The following is a 15,912-nucleotide window of genomic DNA, read 5'->3' as shown; positions in this document are numbered from 1 at the left end:
CATTTGTGTTTTTACCTTCTTGCAATTCTCATGCAAGAAGGTTTTGTTTTTATTGTACCCCTAGTAAGGTTCCGGAAACATTCCATGAACTGAAACTTGTTCCTTCCGTAGGGCCTTGAGGAATTTTAATCTGTATACTGTGCTTTCCTGCTTTCAGGTCGCCAAGAGGAATGAAGTTTGGGTTGGTAACCGTTCCGGGACACCAGTTTGACCTGCTGAGGTCTGAAGAAGAAAGGCCGTCCTGAAAATTTCCAGAGGCCGGATTGTATAAACGGTAAGAACCACAATCTGTTCTCCACGGCACAAAGGAAAAGACTGTTTTTCCATCCATAGAAATTGTATTGACTTTCGGAATAAATTCATCACCATTTTCCCAACCTCCATGTCCGGTTGTAGTGTATCTCAGTTGAGCATTTTTTATTTCTTTTTCTAATGTGAAATCAACCCAAAGACCCTGATCTTTATTAAACATCGTAGAATAATCCTGACCCGCCATCTCCATAATATTTAAGGTATTGAATAAAGGAATAATCACATTGTTCTTATGGACAGCCTGATCGCTTTTATGGATCGTGATTTCGAGACTGACTTTGTGTCCGCCTTTATCATAATTACCAATAAATACTCCTACCCAAAGTTCCTTTCCCGATAAAGAAGGTTTCAGTTCTGTAATATCCTGTCGGTAAGGATTTATAGTTTGCCAGGTTTTTCCTTTTAATTGGATATGATTAAACTGCTGGATTCCAAAAGGAGTAAAAAATCTCATCATTTCCACGGCAGGATTGTAATCTTTTGTAGCCGATACTCCGTAGTACTGTTTTCCGTTTCCATTGTCAAAGGCAGGAAGTGTTTTTATTCCTTTCTCTAAACCATCCAAAAAAGATAATGCTTTGTCTTGTGGAATAAAAAAAACAGTTCCGGTTCTGTCGTAGGCATCACCGTTCGATTGCTGCTTCAGGTCTGCAAAAATATTTTCGCCTTCCCCAATAGCAGGAAATTTAATCTTTTTAAGGATAATTGTTCCGTTGGCATATCTTTTTACCTTCTCATCAGATTTGGAGGCTTCTGAGAAATTGACCGTTTCCTGATCAAAAACTTTCAATGTTGTAAATCTGCTTTTCCACAGCAGATCTTTATATCCTAATACATCTGTGGACTGTATAGGGGTATTGATGATCTTTTCAATCCCTGTATTTTTTATTTTCTTGATAGAATGGGCGGTAATTAATGAATTTTTATTTCTCTCAACCTCTAATACCAACCCCAGATCCTGTCCTAAAGCAGAGGGCCCGCCTTTAAGGTTTAAATCGTTGGTATACCAAACTTCAATAGTATTTGAATTGACTTTGGTAATGGCTTTTTTACAGGTATAACCCAGGATCTTTTTGGTTTCGTCTGTGAGTTCGAAATTCTGTTTTCCTACAGACTCTGTGTCTGAACTGGAAATAATTTCTCCGGGTTTTAAAAAACCATAGGAAACAATTGTATTGGAGGGTCTTTCAATCTTGGTCACCTCAAAAGGATAACTGCTTTTCTGTTCTTTAATTGTGCTGTTTAGAATAAAGCTTTCTTTTCCGTTAACCCAAGCTATTATAGCAGGCTGATCGGATTGTAATTTCCCGTTATAGGAACTTTGATATTGGATTTCATAAGTCTGTGCAGAAATCAGACTCATTAAGAAAATGGTGACAATGGAAAAAATAATTCTTCTAAACATAAATACACGAATTTGCTACAAAGTTATTTTAACTTTCCGTAGCATCAAAACGGTTATAATCTATAGAATAGGTAGACAATAGAGCGGAAATGTTACATGCGTGTATTAAAAAAAGAAAAACTACTCCAAAATGGAGTAGCTTTTGTTTTTATAGGGTAGGGAAAACGACTAAGATAGTCTTTCAATCAAAGCCATATAGAATCCGTCATACCCTTCACTTGGCATTACTTTTTCGTCCTTGATCATTTTATATCCCGGATTATTTTTTAAGAATTCTTCTACCTGTCCATTATTTTCAGACGGTAGGATAGAACATGTTGCATATACCATTTTTCCTCCTACTTTAAGCATTTTGGAGTAATCCTGAAGGATTTGCTGTTGTTCTTTTTTAATTCTGTCAATAAAAGCCTGATCAATTTTCCATTTGCTGTCAGGGTTTCTTTTTAAAACACCAAGGCCTGAACAAGGTGCATCAATTAAAAGTCTGTCTGCTTTCTCGTGAAGACGCTTGATAACTTTATTATCAGCAATCATACGGGTTTCAATATTATGAGCTCCCGCTCTTTTTGCACGACGTTTCAATTCAGCCAGTTTCCATTCAAAGATATCCAATGCGACAATCTGACCTTTGTTTTTCATTAATGCTGCCAGGTGAAGTGTTTTTCCACCTGCTCCTGCACAAGCATCAATCACTCTCTGACCTTCTTTTACATCAAGGAAATAACCGATTTTTTGCGAAGATGCATCCTGAACTTCAAATAAACCTTCCTTAAATGCTGTTGTAAGGAATACATTCTTTTTCTCTTCCAGCTGAACGGCATCAGGATAATTCTTGATAGAGAAAGCTGTAACACCTTCATCAGAAAGATCAGAAATAAGTTCCTTAGTAGTTGTTTTTAAAGAGTTGGTTCTAAGAACTGTAGGGGCCTGTTCGTTCAAGGCAATCATTTCTCTTTCCCATTTAGCACCTAATTCTTTTTCAAGAGTTTCTGCTAACCATTCAGGGATAGAATGCTCTATTGCTTTTGTAGGAACTGTATTCTTTTTAAGTTTAGTAAGAATGTCAGCAATTTTAATACCGTCAAATTCTTCAAACTTTTTATAGTTGGTCTTGCTCCAAAGCAGGTATGCAATGATAAGTTTATAAATATTGTTGGGCTTTATACCTTCGCCCATATAGTACTCAAGGCGTTTTTTCCAACGGATAATATTGTAGAAAATCTCGGAAACAACGGCTCTGTCCTGGCTTCCCCATTTTCTGTTAGCTTTTAATAGTCTCTCGATTACTTTATCAGCGTATTTATTTTTCTCGAAAAATGTTTCTTGTAAAGCATCGTGAATTCCGATCGCTAAGTTTCTGTGAATAAGTTCCATAAGTTTGCTTCGCTGTTTTGAATCTGCAAAAATACGAATTAAAGTTGACACTTGAGGTGTCCGGGTTTCGGGTTACCAGATTAAGGGCGCTAAATTGAGGTTTTAAAATCCATGGAATAACGGATTTGCTTTACTGTCAATTATTCTTTTCGAATGTTCTGAAAATATCTTTTCCCTTACGTCTAATATTTAACATCTGACATCCGAAACCCTTTATCTTACTCATTGGTCTTGACTCTATCATACAAAAAGCTCTACCTTTGCAAAAAATTAAAATATGAGTGATACAGTACTTTGCCCAAAATGCAGCTCGGAGTTTACCTATCCAAGTGATAATATGATGGTATGTTCCCAGTGTTTCTATGAATGGAACCCTGAAGAAGTTGCTTCTGAAACAGCTTCGGAAGGAAAAATATTGGATTCAAACGGTAATGAACTTCAGGATGGAGATTCTGTAGTAGTGGTTAAGGATCTTCCTGTAAAAGGAGCACCAAAACCTGTAAAAGCTGGTACTAAAGTGAAAAATATCCGCTTAAGACCGGGAAGTGATCATAATATCGACTGTAAAATAGATGGATTTGGAGCAATGGCTTTAAAGTCGGAATTTGTAAAGAAAGCATAAGCCATTGATTTAAAAAAATTGATGCTTATCGCCCGGATATAAAAAAAGGAAAAGATTGGACAGTGTACTCTTTCAATAGACCTAATTGCAAGACTGCTAATGTCTGGTCTAGGAAGGCAGAAAGAGAATTAACCAAAAATTTCCTTATGCTGTGGAAATACAAATGTAAGAAAAAGTTTCATAAACAGTTTCTTATGTTTGTATTTTTTTTATCCACAAATTGTGGATAAGTGTAAGATTATCTTTGAGTTATATATTGATAAAGACTGCTGGTAAAGCAAAGGAGGGGGTGAATAACCAACAATAAAACTGAATGTATTTATTCAAATGCTATCGTAATTGTATCCACTAATTTTTCATCAGTATAGATAATCAGTTCCTTATCCTTCGCCATAATTTTGTTCCAATAATAATTTCCTGCAAAACGGCTTTCAAGCACATCAGCATTAAGCCCATCTTGGGAGATTCTTATTTCTTTGGGATAATAAGAAAACTTTGATAACCCAAACGTCTGAGCTTCATCTTCACTGAAGATATTCACTTCACCAAATAGCTTGGCAACATATGTGTTGTATGGATTTCTGTAAGTCTCTTCGGGACTGTCATTCTGAATTAGTCTTCCGTCCTGAAGAATAACGATCTGATCAAGCCATGGCATGATATCCTGAAGCTCGTGGGTAGAAATAATCAAAGAAATACCCTGTTGTTTTACATATCGGAAAAGTCGCTCACGAAGCTCAATTTTTCTTGGAAAATCAAGATTGCTGAACGGTTCATCCAGGATAAGCAGTTTGGGCAGTACGGAAAGTGCTCTGGCAATGGCAACTCTCTGCTGTTGTCCTCCGCTTAAGTTTTTAGGAAGTACATGAGCAAATTCCTGAAGTCCTACCACTTCCAGGAGTTCCATTACAGTTTCTTTTTTTTGAGTTAAGTTGATATTAGAAATGAATTTCCCTACATTTTCGGCTACGGTAGCATAAGGCATAAGGTCAAAATTCTGTGCTACAAATTTCATTTCAGACTCCCCGGGAACAAGATTTCCTTTGGGGCCTAAAAGCCGGGTTCCGTTAAAAATGATCTCGCCACTTCCCCAATCAAAAAGCCCATAAATAAGGCTGAGAAGGGTAGATTTTCCGCATCCGCTTTCTCCTGCAAGAGCAATAATTCTGTTCTCTTCAAACCTGAGGTTAAGGTTTTGAAACAGGGGATTATCTTTGGTGTAGGAGAAAAATAAATTGTTAATTTCTAATAGCATATTACAAATGTAAGGTTTTTATGAAAACACATTTTTTTTTATTATATTAGCGGGAGTAATAAAAATATATCAAAGATGAGAAAAAAACTGTTTTCATTAGCTATTCCTGCTTTATTTGTGGCGGCTGTTGTCATTTCTTGTAAAAAAGACAAACCGCTTACCAGTGAAAGTAATGAAGTGACCACTACCAAAGATGGTAGCCAGTATACTTTGGATACGCTAAACAGTAAAGTTGAGTGGAAAGGGTACAAGGTATTTAAATCTGAAAATACCAGCCATTTTGGAACGATCAAGTTTGAAAGTGGTGATGTTACCGTAAAAGATGGAAAACTGGAAAGCGGTAAATTTGTTGCTGATATGAATTCTTTAACTTCCGTGGATTTAAAAGACAGTCCTGAAGATTTAGGAAAACTAAATGGTCATCTTAAAAGTGGTGATTTCTTTGAAGTAGAGAAATTCCCGACAGCTTCTTATGAAATTACAAAAGTAACACCGTCTACAGAAGGTGATTATAATACGCTTTTAGATGGAAACCTAACCATTAAGGGAATTACAAAACCAGTTCAGTTTAAAGCCAATGTTTCTGTAAAAGAAGGCGAAGTGAGCGTAGCAACTGAACCGAAGGATATTAAAAGAGAAGAGTTTGGGGTGAAATTCCAGGCTCCGGCTGAAAACGGGGTTCTTAAAGATGAGGTAACTCTTCAGATCAGCGTTAAAGCTTTAGAAAAGAAATAATTTTTTTATTTAAGTGAAATAAGTGATTGAAGTCTGCCTCCCGAAAAAGAGGCAGATTTTTTTATGAGTCAATTAATTATTAAACTTAAAATCGTATTTTTGCAAAACATTTTGAAAGGGTAAAATAATGATAGAAAAGATAGAAGAACTACTGATCGAGGTAAACGGCTTCAATACTACATCTAAAGAAGAGATAGAAAACTTCCGTATTAAGTACAGCGGTAAGAAAGGAGTTCTTAATGATTTTTACGAAACATTAAAAGAAGTTCCTAACGAGCAGAAGAAAGATTTCGGACAGAAGATCAATACTTTGAAACAAGCTGTGGCTGTAAAATTGGAAGATTTGAAAAATGCTTCCGCATCTTCTGTTGTTATAGAAAAAGAAGATCTTACAAGACCTGCTTTTCCATTGGAATTGGGCTCAAGACATCCGATCAATCTGGTGAAAAACAGAATTATTGAAATCTTTAAATCGATTGGATTTGCAGTAGCGGATGGTCCTGAGATTGAAGATGACTGGCATAATTTTACGGCGCTTAACCTTCCGGAATATCACCCGGCAAGAGATATGCAGGATACTTTCTTTATTGAGCAGAATCCGGATATCCTTTTGAGAACGCATACTTCTTCCGTACAAACCCGTTATATGGAAGAAAATCAGCCGCCAATCAGAATTTTATCTCCGGGAAGAGTATTCAGAAATGAAGCCATCTCTTCACGTTCTCACTGTATCTTCCATCAGATAGAAGGTTTATATATTGATGAGAATGTAAGTTTTGCTGATTTAAAACAAACCATTCAGTTCTTTACAACAGAACTTTTCGGAAAATCTAAAATCAGAATGAGACCTTCTTATTTCCCGTTCACAGAGCCGAGTGCTGAAATTGATGTATATTGGGGATTAAATTCTGAAACCGATTACAGAATCACGAAAGGAACAGGCTGGCTGGAAATTATGGGGTGTGGAATGGTAGATCCTGCCGTTCTTAAAAATGTAAATATAGACTCTGAGAAATATTCAGGATATGCATTCGGAATGGGTATTGAAAGAATTACCATGCTTCTTTACCAAATGAGTGATATCAGAATGTTCTTTGAAAATGATATCAGAACATTGGAACAGTTTAAATCTTTATAAAAAATAAACCTCCGGAATTTCCGGAGGTTTTTGTTTTTAATTACTGACTTAAGAAACAAAACGTAATTAAAAACAGATCTTATTGAAAAATTTACACGTGTCCTGTTTGCTGTAAAGGGGGAATCTTACTTCTTGCTCCTTTATCAGTACAGCATCAGTATTTTCCTGCTGTTATAATAAAGACAATTGAAATCCGGGATATATTACATGGGGAAAATAAAAATGTCTGTAAAAAATTACAGACACTTGTTATTTAAAAAACTAAAGTTTATTTGCTAAACTTTAATGGATATTTTACATTTTTAAAATCATCAATACTTGCTTTCAGGGAACCTACAGCCAATTCCGCTTTCAGCAGCATAGGGATGTGATTAGAATCATTGGAAACCCACATCGTTACTCCTTCTTTTTCTTTAAATACCCTTCCGCTTTTTACAGAGGGAATAATCTTAAGACAGTTGATCGTCCCGAATTTTGTTTTCAGGTTTTCTGTTCCGGTAACTTTCAGCTGGAAAGGAAACATTTCGTCATCAATCCATACATTCATATTGATGACCGTTCCTACTTTTAATTCGTCCGGTGCTTTACTTCGCAGATAATAAAAAGAGGATAGCATATCCTGAACTCCTTTTACTGATTTTATAACCTTGGAGCCATTAGCAGGCTCTTTTTTATCAGTTAGTATCAAAGTATTGTTATCGTGATTAAAGGCGGTCTCAAAGTGCTGACGATAGCTTCCTTCCCGTACATTTCTTACATAAAAACTCGGAAGCCCCGTTTCTATATTGATGAAGCTTTCATATAAATCTTCCACCTTAAAAAATGCTTTTACAGCTCCAGTAGTTTTTCCGGTACCTTTTACATAGAGGTGAGGAATGTTTTTGTAGTTGGTTTTTTGGGTGGTAAGGTTGGCGCTACCGGCATTCAGAAAGCCATAGTGGATTCTGAAAGTAATAGATTCACCATCTGCTATATTGGTAAGCTGGGCAGAGCCCAAAACGAATATAAATACAGCAAAAAGATTTAAGATTTTCTTCATAGTTATGTCATTTACAAAAATATTGCCAAATTTAATATCTTAAAAGATAGTTATTTGACAAATCTCAGGTTTTTATTTAGAATCAATTAAATATGCTTCGCATTAAAATTAGTAAATTTGCAGTTACAAGTATAATTAAATTATCTAAACATTATGATAACCACTGATATATTGATCATAGGTGCAGGACCTACAGGACTTTTTGCAGTTTTTGAAGCTGGTTTATTAAAAATGAAGTGCCACATTATCGATGCGCTTCCTCAACCGGGAGGGCAATTGGCGGAACTTTATCCTAAAAAACCTATTTTCGATATTCCGGGGTATCCTTCAGTGAATGCTGGAGAATTGGTGGATAATCTTATGGAGCAGATCAAACAGTTCCAGCCTGGTTTTACTTTAGGGGAAACAGCTGTTTCTTATACAAAGGTTGATGATGAATGGTTTGAGGTGATTACAAACAAAGGGACTGTTCACAGATGTAAGGCTATTGCTATTGCAGGAGGATTAGGAACTTTTGAGCCTAGAAAACCAACATTCGAAAATATAGCTGATTATGAGGAAAAAGGACTTGAATATTTCGTTAAGGAACCTGAACACTTCAGAAATAAGAAAGTTGTTATTGCCGGAGGTGGAGATTCAGCTCTTGACTGGAGTATCTTCCTTTCTAATGTAGCCAGTGAAGTTACTTTGATCCACAGAAGAAATGAGTTCAGAGGAGCTTTGGATTCTGTAGAAAAAGTACAGGATTTAAAGAACCAGGGGAAAATCAAATTAATCACTCCTGCTGAGGTTATCGGTATTAAAGGTGACGGAAAAGTAGAAGGGATCACTGTACAAAAGGATGGTGAGGAAGCTTATGATATTGAAACGGATTATTTTATTCCATTATTCGGATTAACTCCAAAATTGGGTGAGATCGGAAACTGGGGATTACAAATTGAGAAAAATGCGATCGTTGTTAATAACGCTCTTGATTACCAAACCAATATTGATGGTATTTATGCCATCGGAGATATCAATACCTATCCTGGAAAACTAAAGTTAATTCTTTGTGGTTTCCATGAGGCTACATTGATGTGTCAAAGTGTTTACAACAGGTTAAATCCAGGGAAAAAATTCGTATTGAAATATACTACAGTAAGTGGAGTAGACGGATTTGACGGAAGCCGTAAAGAAGCAGAGAAGGCTGTTGTGAAAAAAATTGACTAATTTTGCAGAATTATGTCAGATGTTAATATTAAAATCACCGATAGAGAAGGTGTAACCCACGATGTTATTGCTCCTACGGATATGTCCATGAATCTAATGGAAATCATCCGTTCGTATGAATTAGCTGAAGAAGGTACTATTGGTGTATGTGGTGGAATGGCTATGTGTGCTTCCTGCCAGGTGTATGTGATTAATGATCCGGGCTTAGAGCCAATGGGAGATGAAGAAGATGCTATGTTGGCTGAAGCTTTCCATGTGAAAGATAACAGCAGATTAGGATGCCAGTTACATATTGCAGATGCAATGGAAGGACTTGAAGTGGAAATTGCCCCTTATCCTTAGAAAATATTTTTTAATCTTAATAAAAACCCGCCCGAATGATTTCGGACGGGTTTTGTTTTATATATCATCATCATATTATTCTGAATAACATGTATATTCATGTTTAATTATGGTGTCTTTTTTAATGATTTCGAAATAAGGTTGCCCCTCATTTTTTATAAAGTAATCACCTGGTTCTAGTTCATTTTTGTAGAAAGACCACCATCTATTGCCATCATAACATTCACAAGGCTGAAAAGTTTCAGGATCAATTCCTATTATTTTAAATGTTCCGATATGTTCGGTTTTTTCTACCTTGATTTTACATTTTTGCTTTTTTATTTTTTCAATCATTGTATTACAACTCTCCTTAAAGTAAGGAGAAAGAATGGAAAGAATAAAGAATAGAGTTATAAAAACAATAGTAACTCCAGCCATTTCTTTATTAACATTGTAGTTATTCATATGAAAGTTATAAAGTCTTTTTAATACTTCGCTCTATAGAAATTCATTTTCCAATCGTAGGAGGGTTGGTAGGGTCTCATTTTTTTTAAGAGTTCAGTATTTTGTATCCGGCTGTTTTTTATTTCTTAGCCGGTTGAAATTTCGGGTGTCCCACCTGCCATAATGCAAAAGCAAAAATATCAGCATATTCTTTGAAGACGACTTCAAGATCACTCGTGAAATGGCCATTTTCATAATTCGCATATAATAAAACAGGTTTACCGGAAGATGTACTGTTCTGTAATACGGCAGCAAATTTTGCAGGTTCCCAAGGGGTAATTCTAGAATCGTTCATTCCGGTACTGACAATAACAGCTGGATATTTTATCCCCTTTTTTACCTTGCTTTGAGCGTCCATTTCAATAAGGTGCTTGGTATCTTCAGGATCTTTTAAACTTCCGACTTCCGGAATCTGATTGGCTCCGTTAGCTGAGTTCTGTGAACGGAGTACATTGGTCATTCCTACTTCTGCAATAGCAACGGCAAATAAATCAGGTCTTTCGGTAATGGCTCTTCCGATAAGAACACCTCCCATACTGCCTCCATTTCCAATGAGTTTTGAAGGAGAGGTATATTTTTGGTTAACAAGATATTCCGAACAGGCAATGAAGTCTTTCCAGGTATTAGGCTTTTTAGCTTTCATTCCGTCTTTGTGCCAATTTTCACCTTTCTCACCTCCTCCTCTTACATGGGCTACAGCCACTACTGTACCTTGCTCAAGCAATACTGATAATCTATTGGAAAAACGAGGTGTAGAAGATATTCCATAACCGCCATATCCGGTAATGTAAGCAGGGGTACTTCCATCCATTTTTATGTTTTTGGGATAGATAATAGAAAGAGGAACCATGGTTCCGTCATGACTTTTTACTTCCACTTCTTTTACTTCGTATGATGCATAATAATCCGGGTAGTTGCTGTCTCCGTTGAAATACTTGCTTTTTATCGCTTTATCATTTTCAGGGCTATAATCGTAAAAGGTAGCAGGAGTAAGCCAATTACTGTTATAACATTGTAGATTGTCATTTTCACGGGCATTAAGAGCAACAGAATTATTGATTCCGCTAGGCAGAGGAGCTTTTTTTCTGGTCAGTGTTTTAAGATCTATCAGGTACTTATCCTGAATAATTCCATTGCTTAGTGAGTAGACTAAATAATTTTTAGAGCTGTGAATAGAGGTAATTACAGAACTGCTTTCAGGAACGATAACTTTAGCATTATCGAAATCGGGGTTTGATAGACTGGTTAATCCTATTTTATAATTTGGTGCATTCTTATGACTAAGGAAAAACAGTTGATCTCCGCTGATGAATGTTTGTACGATGTCATCCGATGGTTTTACGATTTGTTTCCATTTGATTTTTTTATCTTTAATGGAAGAGAAGGGTGCATAGAATACGGGGCTTTCTGATTTCGTAGAACCTATTCTTAAGATTATGGATTTATAATCATCACTAAAGGAAACTTCAGGAAACTGTTCTGTCAGAATATTAAGTTCAGGATATTCTTCTCTTGCTCCCAATACAATATCTTTGTCCTGGTTGGTACCGATCTGATGGATCATAGCCTTCATTTCTTTCAAAAGCATATTGCTATTGGGATCTCCTGTACTCATTTTAGTATAGGTTATATATCGCCCGTCGGGGGTGAACTCAAAATTAAACTCACTCCAAATAGGAGCCAGTACATCATCAAGGAATTTTTTAGTTTTTAAATCTAAAATTCTAAGCTCACAAATCTCACTCCCGGACTTAGAGAATAATAAGGCTATTTGATTCCCTTTGGTATCTACCGTGAAGTTAGTGATCTGTGCATCTTTTTTATAGGTTTCGGGATCAAAAATCAAAATTTCCTTTCCTGTAGAAACATCTTTGGCGTAAAGCTTGGAGAGCTTTTCATTTTTTTTCGTTTTAACATAGAAATAAAGATTTCCTCTTTGTGTTGCGTAACCGTAAGAGTCGCCTCCCATTTCCTGAACCTGCTTCATACGATTGTAAAGAGCATCACGATTGGGGATTTTATCAATAATAATATGGCTGTAGTCTGACTGGGCCTTAAACCATGTTTTTACTTCAGGACTTTTCAGGTCTTCCAGCCATTGATAATTGTCAGTAATCTTTGTTCCAAAATAATCATCCGTTGCAGGTTTTTCCGGAGTTTTTGGGTAATTAAATTGGGCGAAACCGATCTGGCTTAAAAATAGACAGCCTGTTAGAAATACATTTTTCATGGTATTATTTCTTTTGATAGTGATAAAAATTTAATTGCAAAAATACTAAACTATGTCTAAGAAATAATGATGGATCTATAAAAAGAAGGAATACTCCAAAAATATTCCTTCTTTTTATAATTAAACTTCCTCTTTAGAAATCCATTTTCCAACCGTAGGAGGCTGGTAGGTATTCATTTTTTCCAGCAGGTCATCAATCGTATTACTGATTAGAAGCATATCTTTGTTAACTTGTTTTAAAAATCCTTTATCGACCATATTTTGAACCAGTTTGATAAGGTCATCATAAAAACCGTCAATATTCAAAATACCAATGGGCTTTTTGTGAAGTCCGAGTTGTGCCCAGGTAATCATTTCGAAAAATTCTTCCAAGGTTCCGTAACCCCCCGGAAGAACGATCACCCCGTCACAGAGCTCATTCATTTTGGTTTTCCTTTCGTGCATCGTTTCTACAAGAATAAGCTCAGTGAGGTTCTTGTGCGCGATTTCCTTGGATTGCAAAAATTGAGGAAGAACCCCTGTTACTTTTCCGTTTTCACTTAAAGTACCATTGGCTATTGTTCCCATTAAACCTGTTTCCGAACCGCCATAAACCAATTGTATATTTTTCTTGGCTAAGGTTTGGCCCAGTAAAAAAGCTTGTTCTTCATAAATTTTATCTGACCCGAAACTTGAGCCACAGAAAACTGTTATACTTTTCATATTTTAAATGCTTTTTATAAAATTAAAAATATCCAAAATCATATGACTTTGGATATTAAATATCGTTTATATTACCGTTTTATTTTTGAGGAATATTAGCTAAAATATCCTTTAAAAAGCTCCAGAATTTCTGAGCAGAAGGAATATTAGCTCTTTCATCAGGAGAGTGTGCTCCTCTGATGGTTGGCCCGAAGCTTACCATTTCCATTTCAGGATAGTTGGCTCCGATAATTCCACATTCCAATCCTGCGTGGCAAGCTACTACATGAGGTTTCTCACTGAATTTTTCAGTGTAGATTTTCTCCATGAGCTGTACGATCTCTGATCCAGGTTTTGGTTTCCATCCCGGATAAGAACCGCTGAATACCACATCCATTCCGGCTAGTTCTGCTACAGATTTTAATTGCTCTGCTACAGAATATTTAGACGAATCTACAGAAGACCTTGTCAGGTTTAAGATTTTAAGTTCACCTCCCTTTAATTCAACTCTTGCTACATTATTAGAAGCTTCTACAAGGTCTGCCACATCCGGACTCATTCTGTATACTCCGTTATGAAGCGATTTCAATGTAAGAATTATTTTTTTTGAATCAGCTTCAGAAATAGCTTTATCCGATGAGGTGGAATTTTCAATATTAATCTGAATTCCAGGTTCTACTGAAGCGAATTCTTCTAAGATATCTTTTTTAAGAGCTGTAGCTTCTTCTATGAATTCCTGAGCGTTTCTTACCGCAATGATTGCAGCACCTTCTCTTGGAATAGCATTTCTTAATCCACCGCTGTCTATAGAGATCAATTCAATATTTTGTTTCTCTAAACCGCTGTAAAGAAGTCTTCCCAGAATAATATTTGAATTTCCGAATCCTTTGTGGATATCCATTCCGGAGTGTCCTCCCTGTAATCCTTTTACTTCAATTCTTACCGTTTGTCCTTTTGGAGCTTCCGTCGCATAGCTTTGAGTAATGGTAACGTCTACACCTCCTGCACAGCCTATGTCAATCTCATCATCTTCTTCCGTATCAAGGTTCAATAAAATTTCCCCTTGTAATTGACCTGGCTTTAAACCAATTGCTCCGGTCATTCCTGTTTCTTCATCAATAGTGAATAAAGCTTCCAAAGCAGGGTGTGGGATATCCGAGCTTTCAAGAATAGACATGATCGTAGCTACCCCTAAACCGTTATCAGCTCCTAAAGTTGTTCCTTTTGCTTTTACCCAGTCACCATCAATTTCCATTTTGATACCTTCTGTTTCAAAATCAAAATTAACATCATTATTCTTTTGGCAAACCATATCCAGGTGTGATTGCAACACAATAGATTTACGGTTTTCCATTCCTGCAGTAGCCGATTTTTTGATAATTACGTTTCCTACTTCATCTACAGTAGTTTCCAGTCCAAGGTCTTCACCAAATCCTTTGATGAAAGCAATTACTTTTTCCTCTTTTTTTGATGGTCTTGGAACTGCATTTAATTTGGAGAAGTTTTTCCAGATTATCTGCGGTTCTATATTAGATAATGCCATTGAAATTTATTTTTCTCAAATTTACGAAATTAAAAATGCTTCCGTAGGATACAGAAGCATTTTTTATGAATTGTAAATGAGCCAAAACCTAATTTGTGAATCGGCCTTTTACCCTTTTTGTTGTATTAACATCCACATTCTCCGTAGATAGGTGTCGTGAAAACCGTTCCATCCGGTTTTTCAATCGTCAGCGTGCCCTCAAACAGTAAAGCCTCTTCGCCTTTTATTTTTTTACCTTTTACAGAGATTTTATAATCACCATTTTCTATTTCTTTGGTCAGTTCTTCATCCACTTCCATATCGCTTGAAGAGATCAGGTTCATAGCCAGTCTTTTACCGTCAAGTTTCATATACGCTGTTTTGCCGGCATCATCAGCATAGATGTATTTTTCAGCTTCAAAGTCAGCTTTATTAACGGCAAAATAACATGAACATTCTTTAATTTCTTTTGGAAAAGGTATGTTTCCAACCAGAATTTTTCCTGAAGAAGTATCTGTTGCTGCAGAGTCTTTCACAATACTTAAAGAATCGGCTGGAGCGGTCCCTGAAACTGTTTCTTTATCCTTTTTACAGGCTACTAATAGAAACGCAGAGAAAAAAATGATTAGGTATTTCATTGGTTTGTGGTTTTATATTCTTAACCTCTTGCTCTTTCCAAAAGGGTCATCATCAATAATGAAAGGATTACTAAACTCTCTTCTTCATCATCAATGTCAATTAATCTATCCAGTTGGAATCTTCTTCCAAAGAATGAAGGCATTTTCTTTAATTTAAAATAAGCTTTCCCATCAATACCTGTTACGGTGTAAGAAGGATTAAGGAAATAACCGGTAAACATTCCGATAATAGGAAGTTCGCCCACAAAACTATCCCAGAATCTTACCCATGCACTGTCTTCCTGTACTTTAAATTTAGGCTGATCATTAGCATCCAGAACATCATAGCTTGCTTTCCATATAGAACGCATTCCTTTTCTTGCCAGTCTGCCAAAGTTTTTATTGTCAATAAGGTCATTTAAAGAATAAGAAGCATTGAAATCAATCCATTTATTAGCTCTGATTCTGAACAATTCCTTAGATTTAGTCTCGTCATTGAAAACAACAACATCTTCCTTTAGTTTAAACATTTTCTGACGTACATACGCGACATAATTTCCATTCTTGTCAGTAATGTTAAAGTCACTTGCTAATGTAGTGATTTTGAATTTGAAATCCAGTGGATAATTTAAGTTTTTAAGTACCATGTTAGTGTATTTTTTTCATATTAGGCCGCAAATATAGAGGTTTTTTTAGAGTTATAGGGTATAGGAGGGGAGTTATGTTTTGCTGTAGAATGTAAATAGGGTAGATAGATGGGATGGGCGTGGAAATTGAGAGTAAGGAGCCGGGTGTTAAGAGTCGAGAACCAAGAACCAAGAACCAAGAATAAAGAATAAAGAATAAAGAATAAAGAATAAAGACCTCAGATGTAAATAAAAAAGAATTTTTGAATATCAAATATTAATTATACATTATACATTATACATTATACATTATACATTATAC

The 15,912-nt window shown here is 36.0% G+C and carries 15 protein-coding genes; 5 read left to right on the top strand and 10 right to left on the bottom strand.

From position 1 onward, the window contains the following. Nucleotides 1-49: 49 nt before the first annotated feature. Nucleotides 50-1,717, bottom strand: a complete 1,668-nt coding sequence (locus tag DRF57_RS22130; RefSeq protein ID WP_115920902.1) for a GLPGLI family protein — start codon at nt 1,715-1,717, stop codon at nt 50-52. 168 nt (nt 1,718-1,885) lie between these two features. After that, nucleotides 1,886-3,091 (bottom strand): RsmB/NOP family class I SAM-dependent RNA methyltransferase, encoded by a 1,206-nt coding sequence (locus DRF57_RS22125; protein WP_047495226.1) that lies wholly within the window; start codon nt 3,089-3,091, stop codon nt 1,886-1,888. Between the two features lie 277 nt (nt 3,092-3,368). Here DRF57_RS22125 and DRF57_RS22120 point away from each other — a divergent pair, with 277 nt between their 5' ends. After that, nucleotides 3,369-3,713, top strand: coding sequence for a zinc ribbon domain-containing protein YjdM (locus DRF57_RS22120; RefSeq protein WP_047495223.1), 345 nt, complete (start codon nt 3,369-3,371; stop codon nt 3,711-3,713). A 319-nt stretch (nt 3,714-4,032) separates the two neighbouring features. On the opposite strand, the gene DRF57_RS22115 is transcribed toward DRF57_RS22120, so the two are convergent. Beyond that, nucleotides 4,033-4,968 (bottom strand): sulfate/molybdate ABC transporter ATP-binding protein, encoded by a 936-nt coding sequence (locus DRF57_RS22115; protein WP_047495221.1) that lies wholly within the window; start codon nt 4,966-4,968, stop codon nt 4,033-4,035. A gap of 75 nt (nt 4,969-5,043) precedes the next feature. Here DRF57_RS22115 and DRF57_RS22110 point away from each other — a divergent pair, with 75 nt between their 5' ends. Both DRF57_RS22110 and pheS read left to right on the top strand, forming a co-directional pair. Then, a complete protein-coding gene (locus DRF57_RS22110) occupies nt 5,044-5,703 on the top strand; it encodes a YceI family protein (RefSeq protein ID WP_084086693.1) in 660 nt (219 codons plus the stop codon). Nucleotides 5,704-5,830: 127 nt separating this feature from the next. Further along, a complete protein-coding gene (pheS, locus tag DRF57_RS22105) occupies nt 5,831-6,841 on the top strand; it encodes a phenylalanine--tRNA ligase subunit alpha (protein WP_047495215.1) in 1,011 nt (336 codons plus the stop codon). 268 nt (nt 6,842-7,109) lie between these two features. On the opposite strand, the gene DRF57_RS22100 is transcribed toward pheS, so the two are convergent. Beyond that, complete coding sequence (locus tag DRF57_RS22100) at nt 7,110-7,880, bottom strand: DUF3108 domain-containing protein (protein ID WP_047495212.1); 771 nt, start codon at nt 7,878-7,880, stop codon at nt 7,110-7,112. A gap of 153 nt (nt 7,881-8,033) precedes the next feature. Between DRF57_RS22100 and DRF57_RS22095 the strand changes: the two genes are divergently transcribed. Together DRF57_RS22095 and DRF57_RS22090 are read left to right on the top strand one after the other, a co-directional pair. Beyond that, nucleotides 8,034-9,089 (top strand): NAD(P)/FAD-dependent oxidoreductase, encoded by a 1,056-nt coding sequence (locus DRF57_RS22095; protein ID WP_047495207.1) that lies wholly within the window; start codon nt 8,034-8,036, stop codon nt 9,087-9,089. A 12-nt stretch (nt 9,090-9,101) separates the two neighbouring features. Beyond that, the gene (locus DRF57_RS22090) at nt 9,102-9,431 is read left to right on the top strand and encodes a 2Fe-2S iron-sulfur cluster-binding family protein (RefSeq protein WP_047495204.1); all 330 of its coding nucleotides are present in this window, start codon (nt 9,102-9,104) and stop codon (nt 9,429-9,431) included. Between the two features lie 75 nt (nt 9,432-9,506). Here DRF57_RS22090 and DRF57_RS22085 read toward each other — a convergent pair whose 3' ends face one another. From DRF57_RS22085 to DRF57_RS22060, 6 genes are all read right to left on the bottom strand, one after another. After that, nucleotides 9,507-9,875 (bottom strand): hypothetical protein, encoded by a 369-nt coding sequence (locus tag DRF57_RS22085; protein WP_115920900.1) that lies wholly within the window; start codon nt 9,873-9,875, stop codon nt 9,507-9,509. Nucleotides 9,876-9,993: 118 nt separating this feature from the next. Next, nucleotides 9,994-12,144 carry a prolyl oligopeptidase family serine peptidase gene (locus tag DRF57_RS22080; RefSeq protein ID WP_115920898.1) on the bottom strand — a complete coding sequence of 717 codons (2,151 nt, stop codon included), beginning with the start codon at nt 12,142-12,144 and terminating at the stop codon, nt 9,994-9,996. Between the two features lie 120 nt (nt 12,145-12,264). Next, the gene (locus DRF57_RS22075) at nt 12,265-12,846 is read right to left on the bottom strand and encodes an LOG family protein (RefSeq protein WP_084086689.1); all 582 of its coding nucleotides are present in this window, start codon (nt 12,844-12,846) and stop codon (nt 12,265-12,267) included. Between the two features lie 79 nt (nt 12,847-12,925). Further along, nucleotides 12,926-14,368 (bottom strand): aminoacyl-histidine dipeptidase, encoded by a 1,443-nt coding sequence (locus DRF57_RS22070; RefSeq protein ID WP_115920896.1) that lies wholly within the window; start codon nt 14,366-14,368, stop codon nt 12,926-12,928. A 125-nt stretch (nt 14,369-14,493) separates the two neighbouring features. Further along, complete coding sequence (locus DRF57_RS22065) at nt 14,494-14,985, bottom strand: hypothetical protein (RefSeq protein WP_115920894.1); 492 nt, start codon at nt 14,983-14,985, stop codon at nt 14,494-14,496. Between the two features lie 20 nt (nt 14,986-15,005). Beyond that, entirely contained in the window at nt 15,006-15,611 is a 606-nt protein-coding gene (locus tag DRF57_RS22060) for an LURP-one-related/scramblase family protein (protein WP_047493842.1), read from the bottom strand. Nucleotides 15,612-15,912 lie beyond the last annotated feature (301 nt).

The sequence above is a fragment of the Chryseobacterium rhizosphaerae genome (genome assembly GCF_003385455.1).
Lineage (GTDB): Bacteria > Bacteroidota > Bacteroidia > Flavobacteriales > Weeksellaceae > Chryseobacterium > Chryseobacterium rhizosphaerae.
This window is presented reverse-complemented; position numbering and strand designations above follow the sequence as displayed.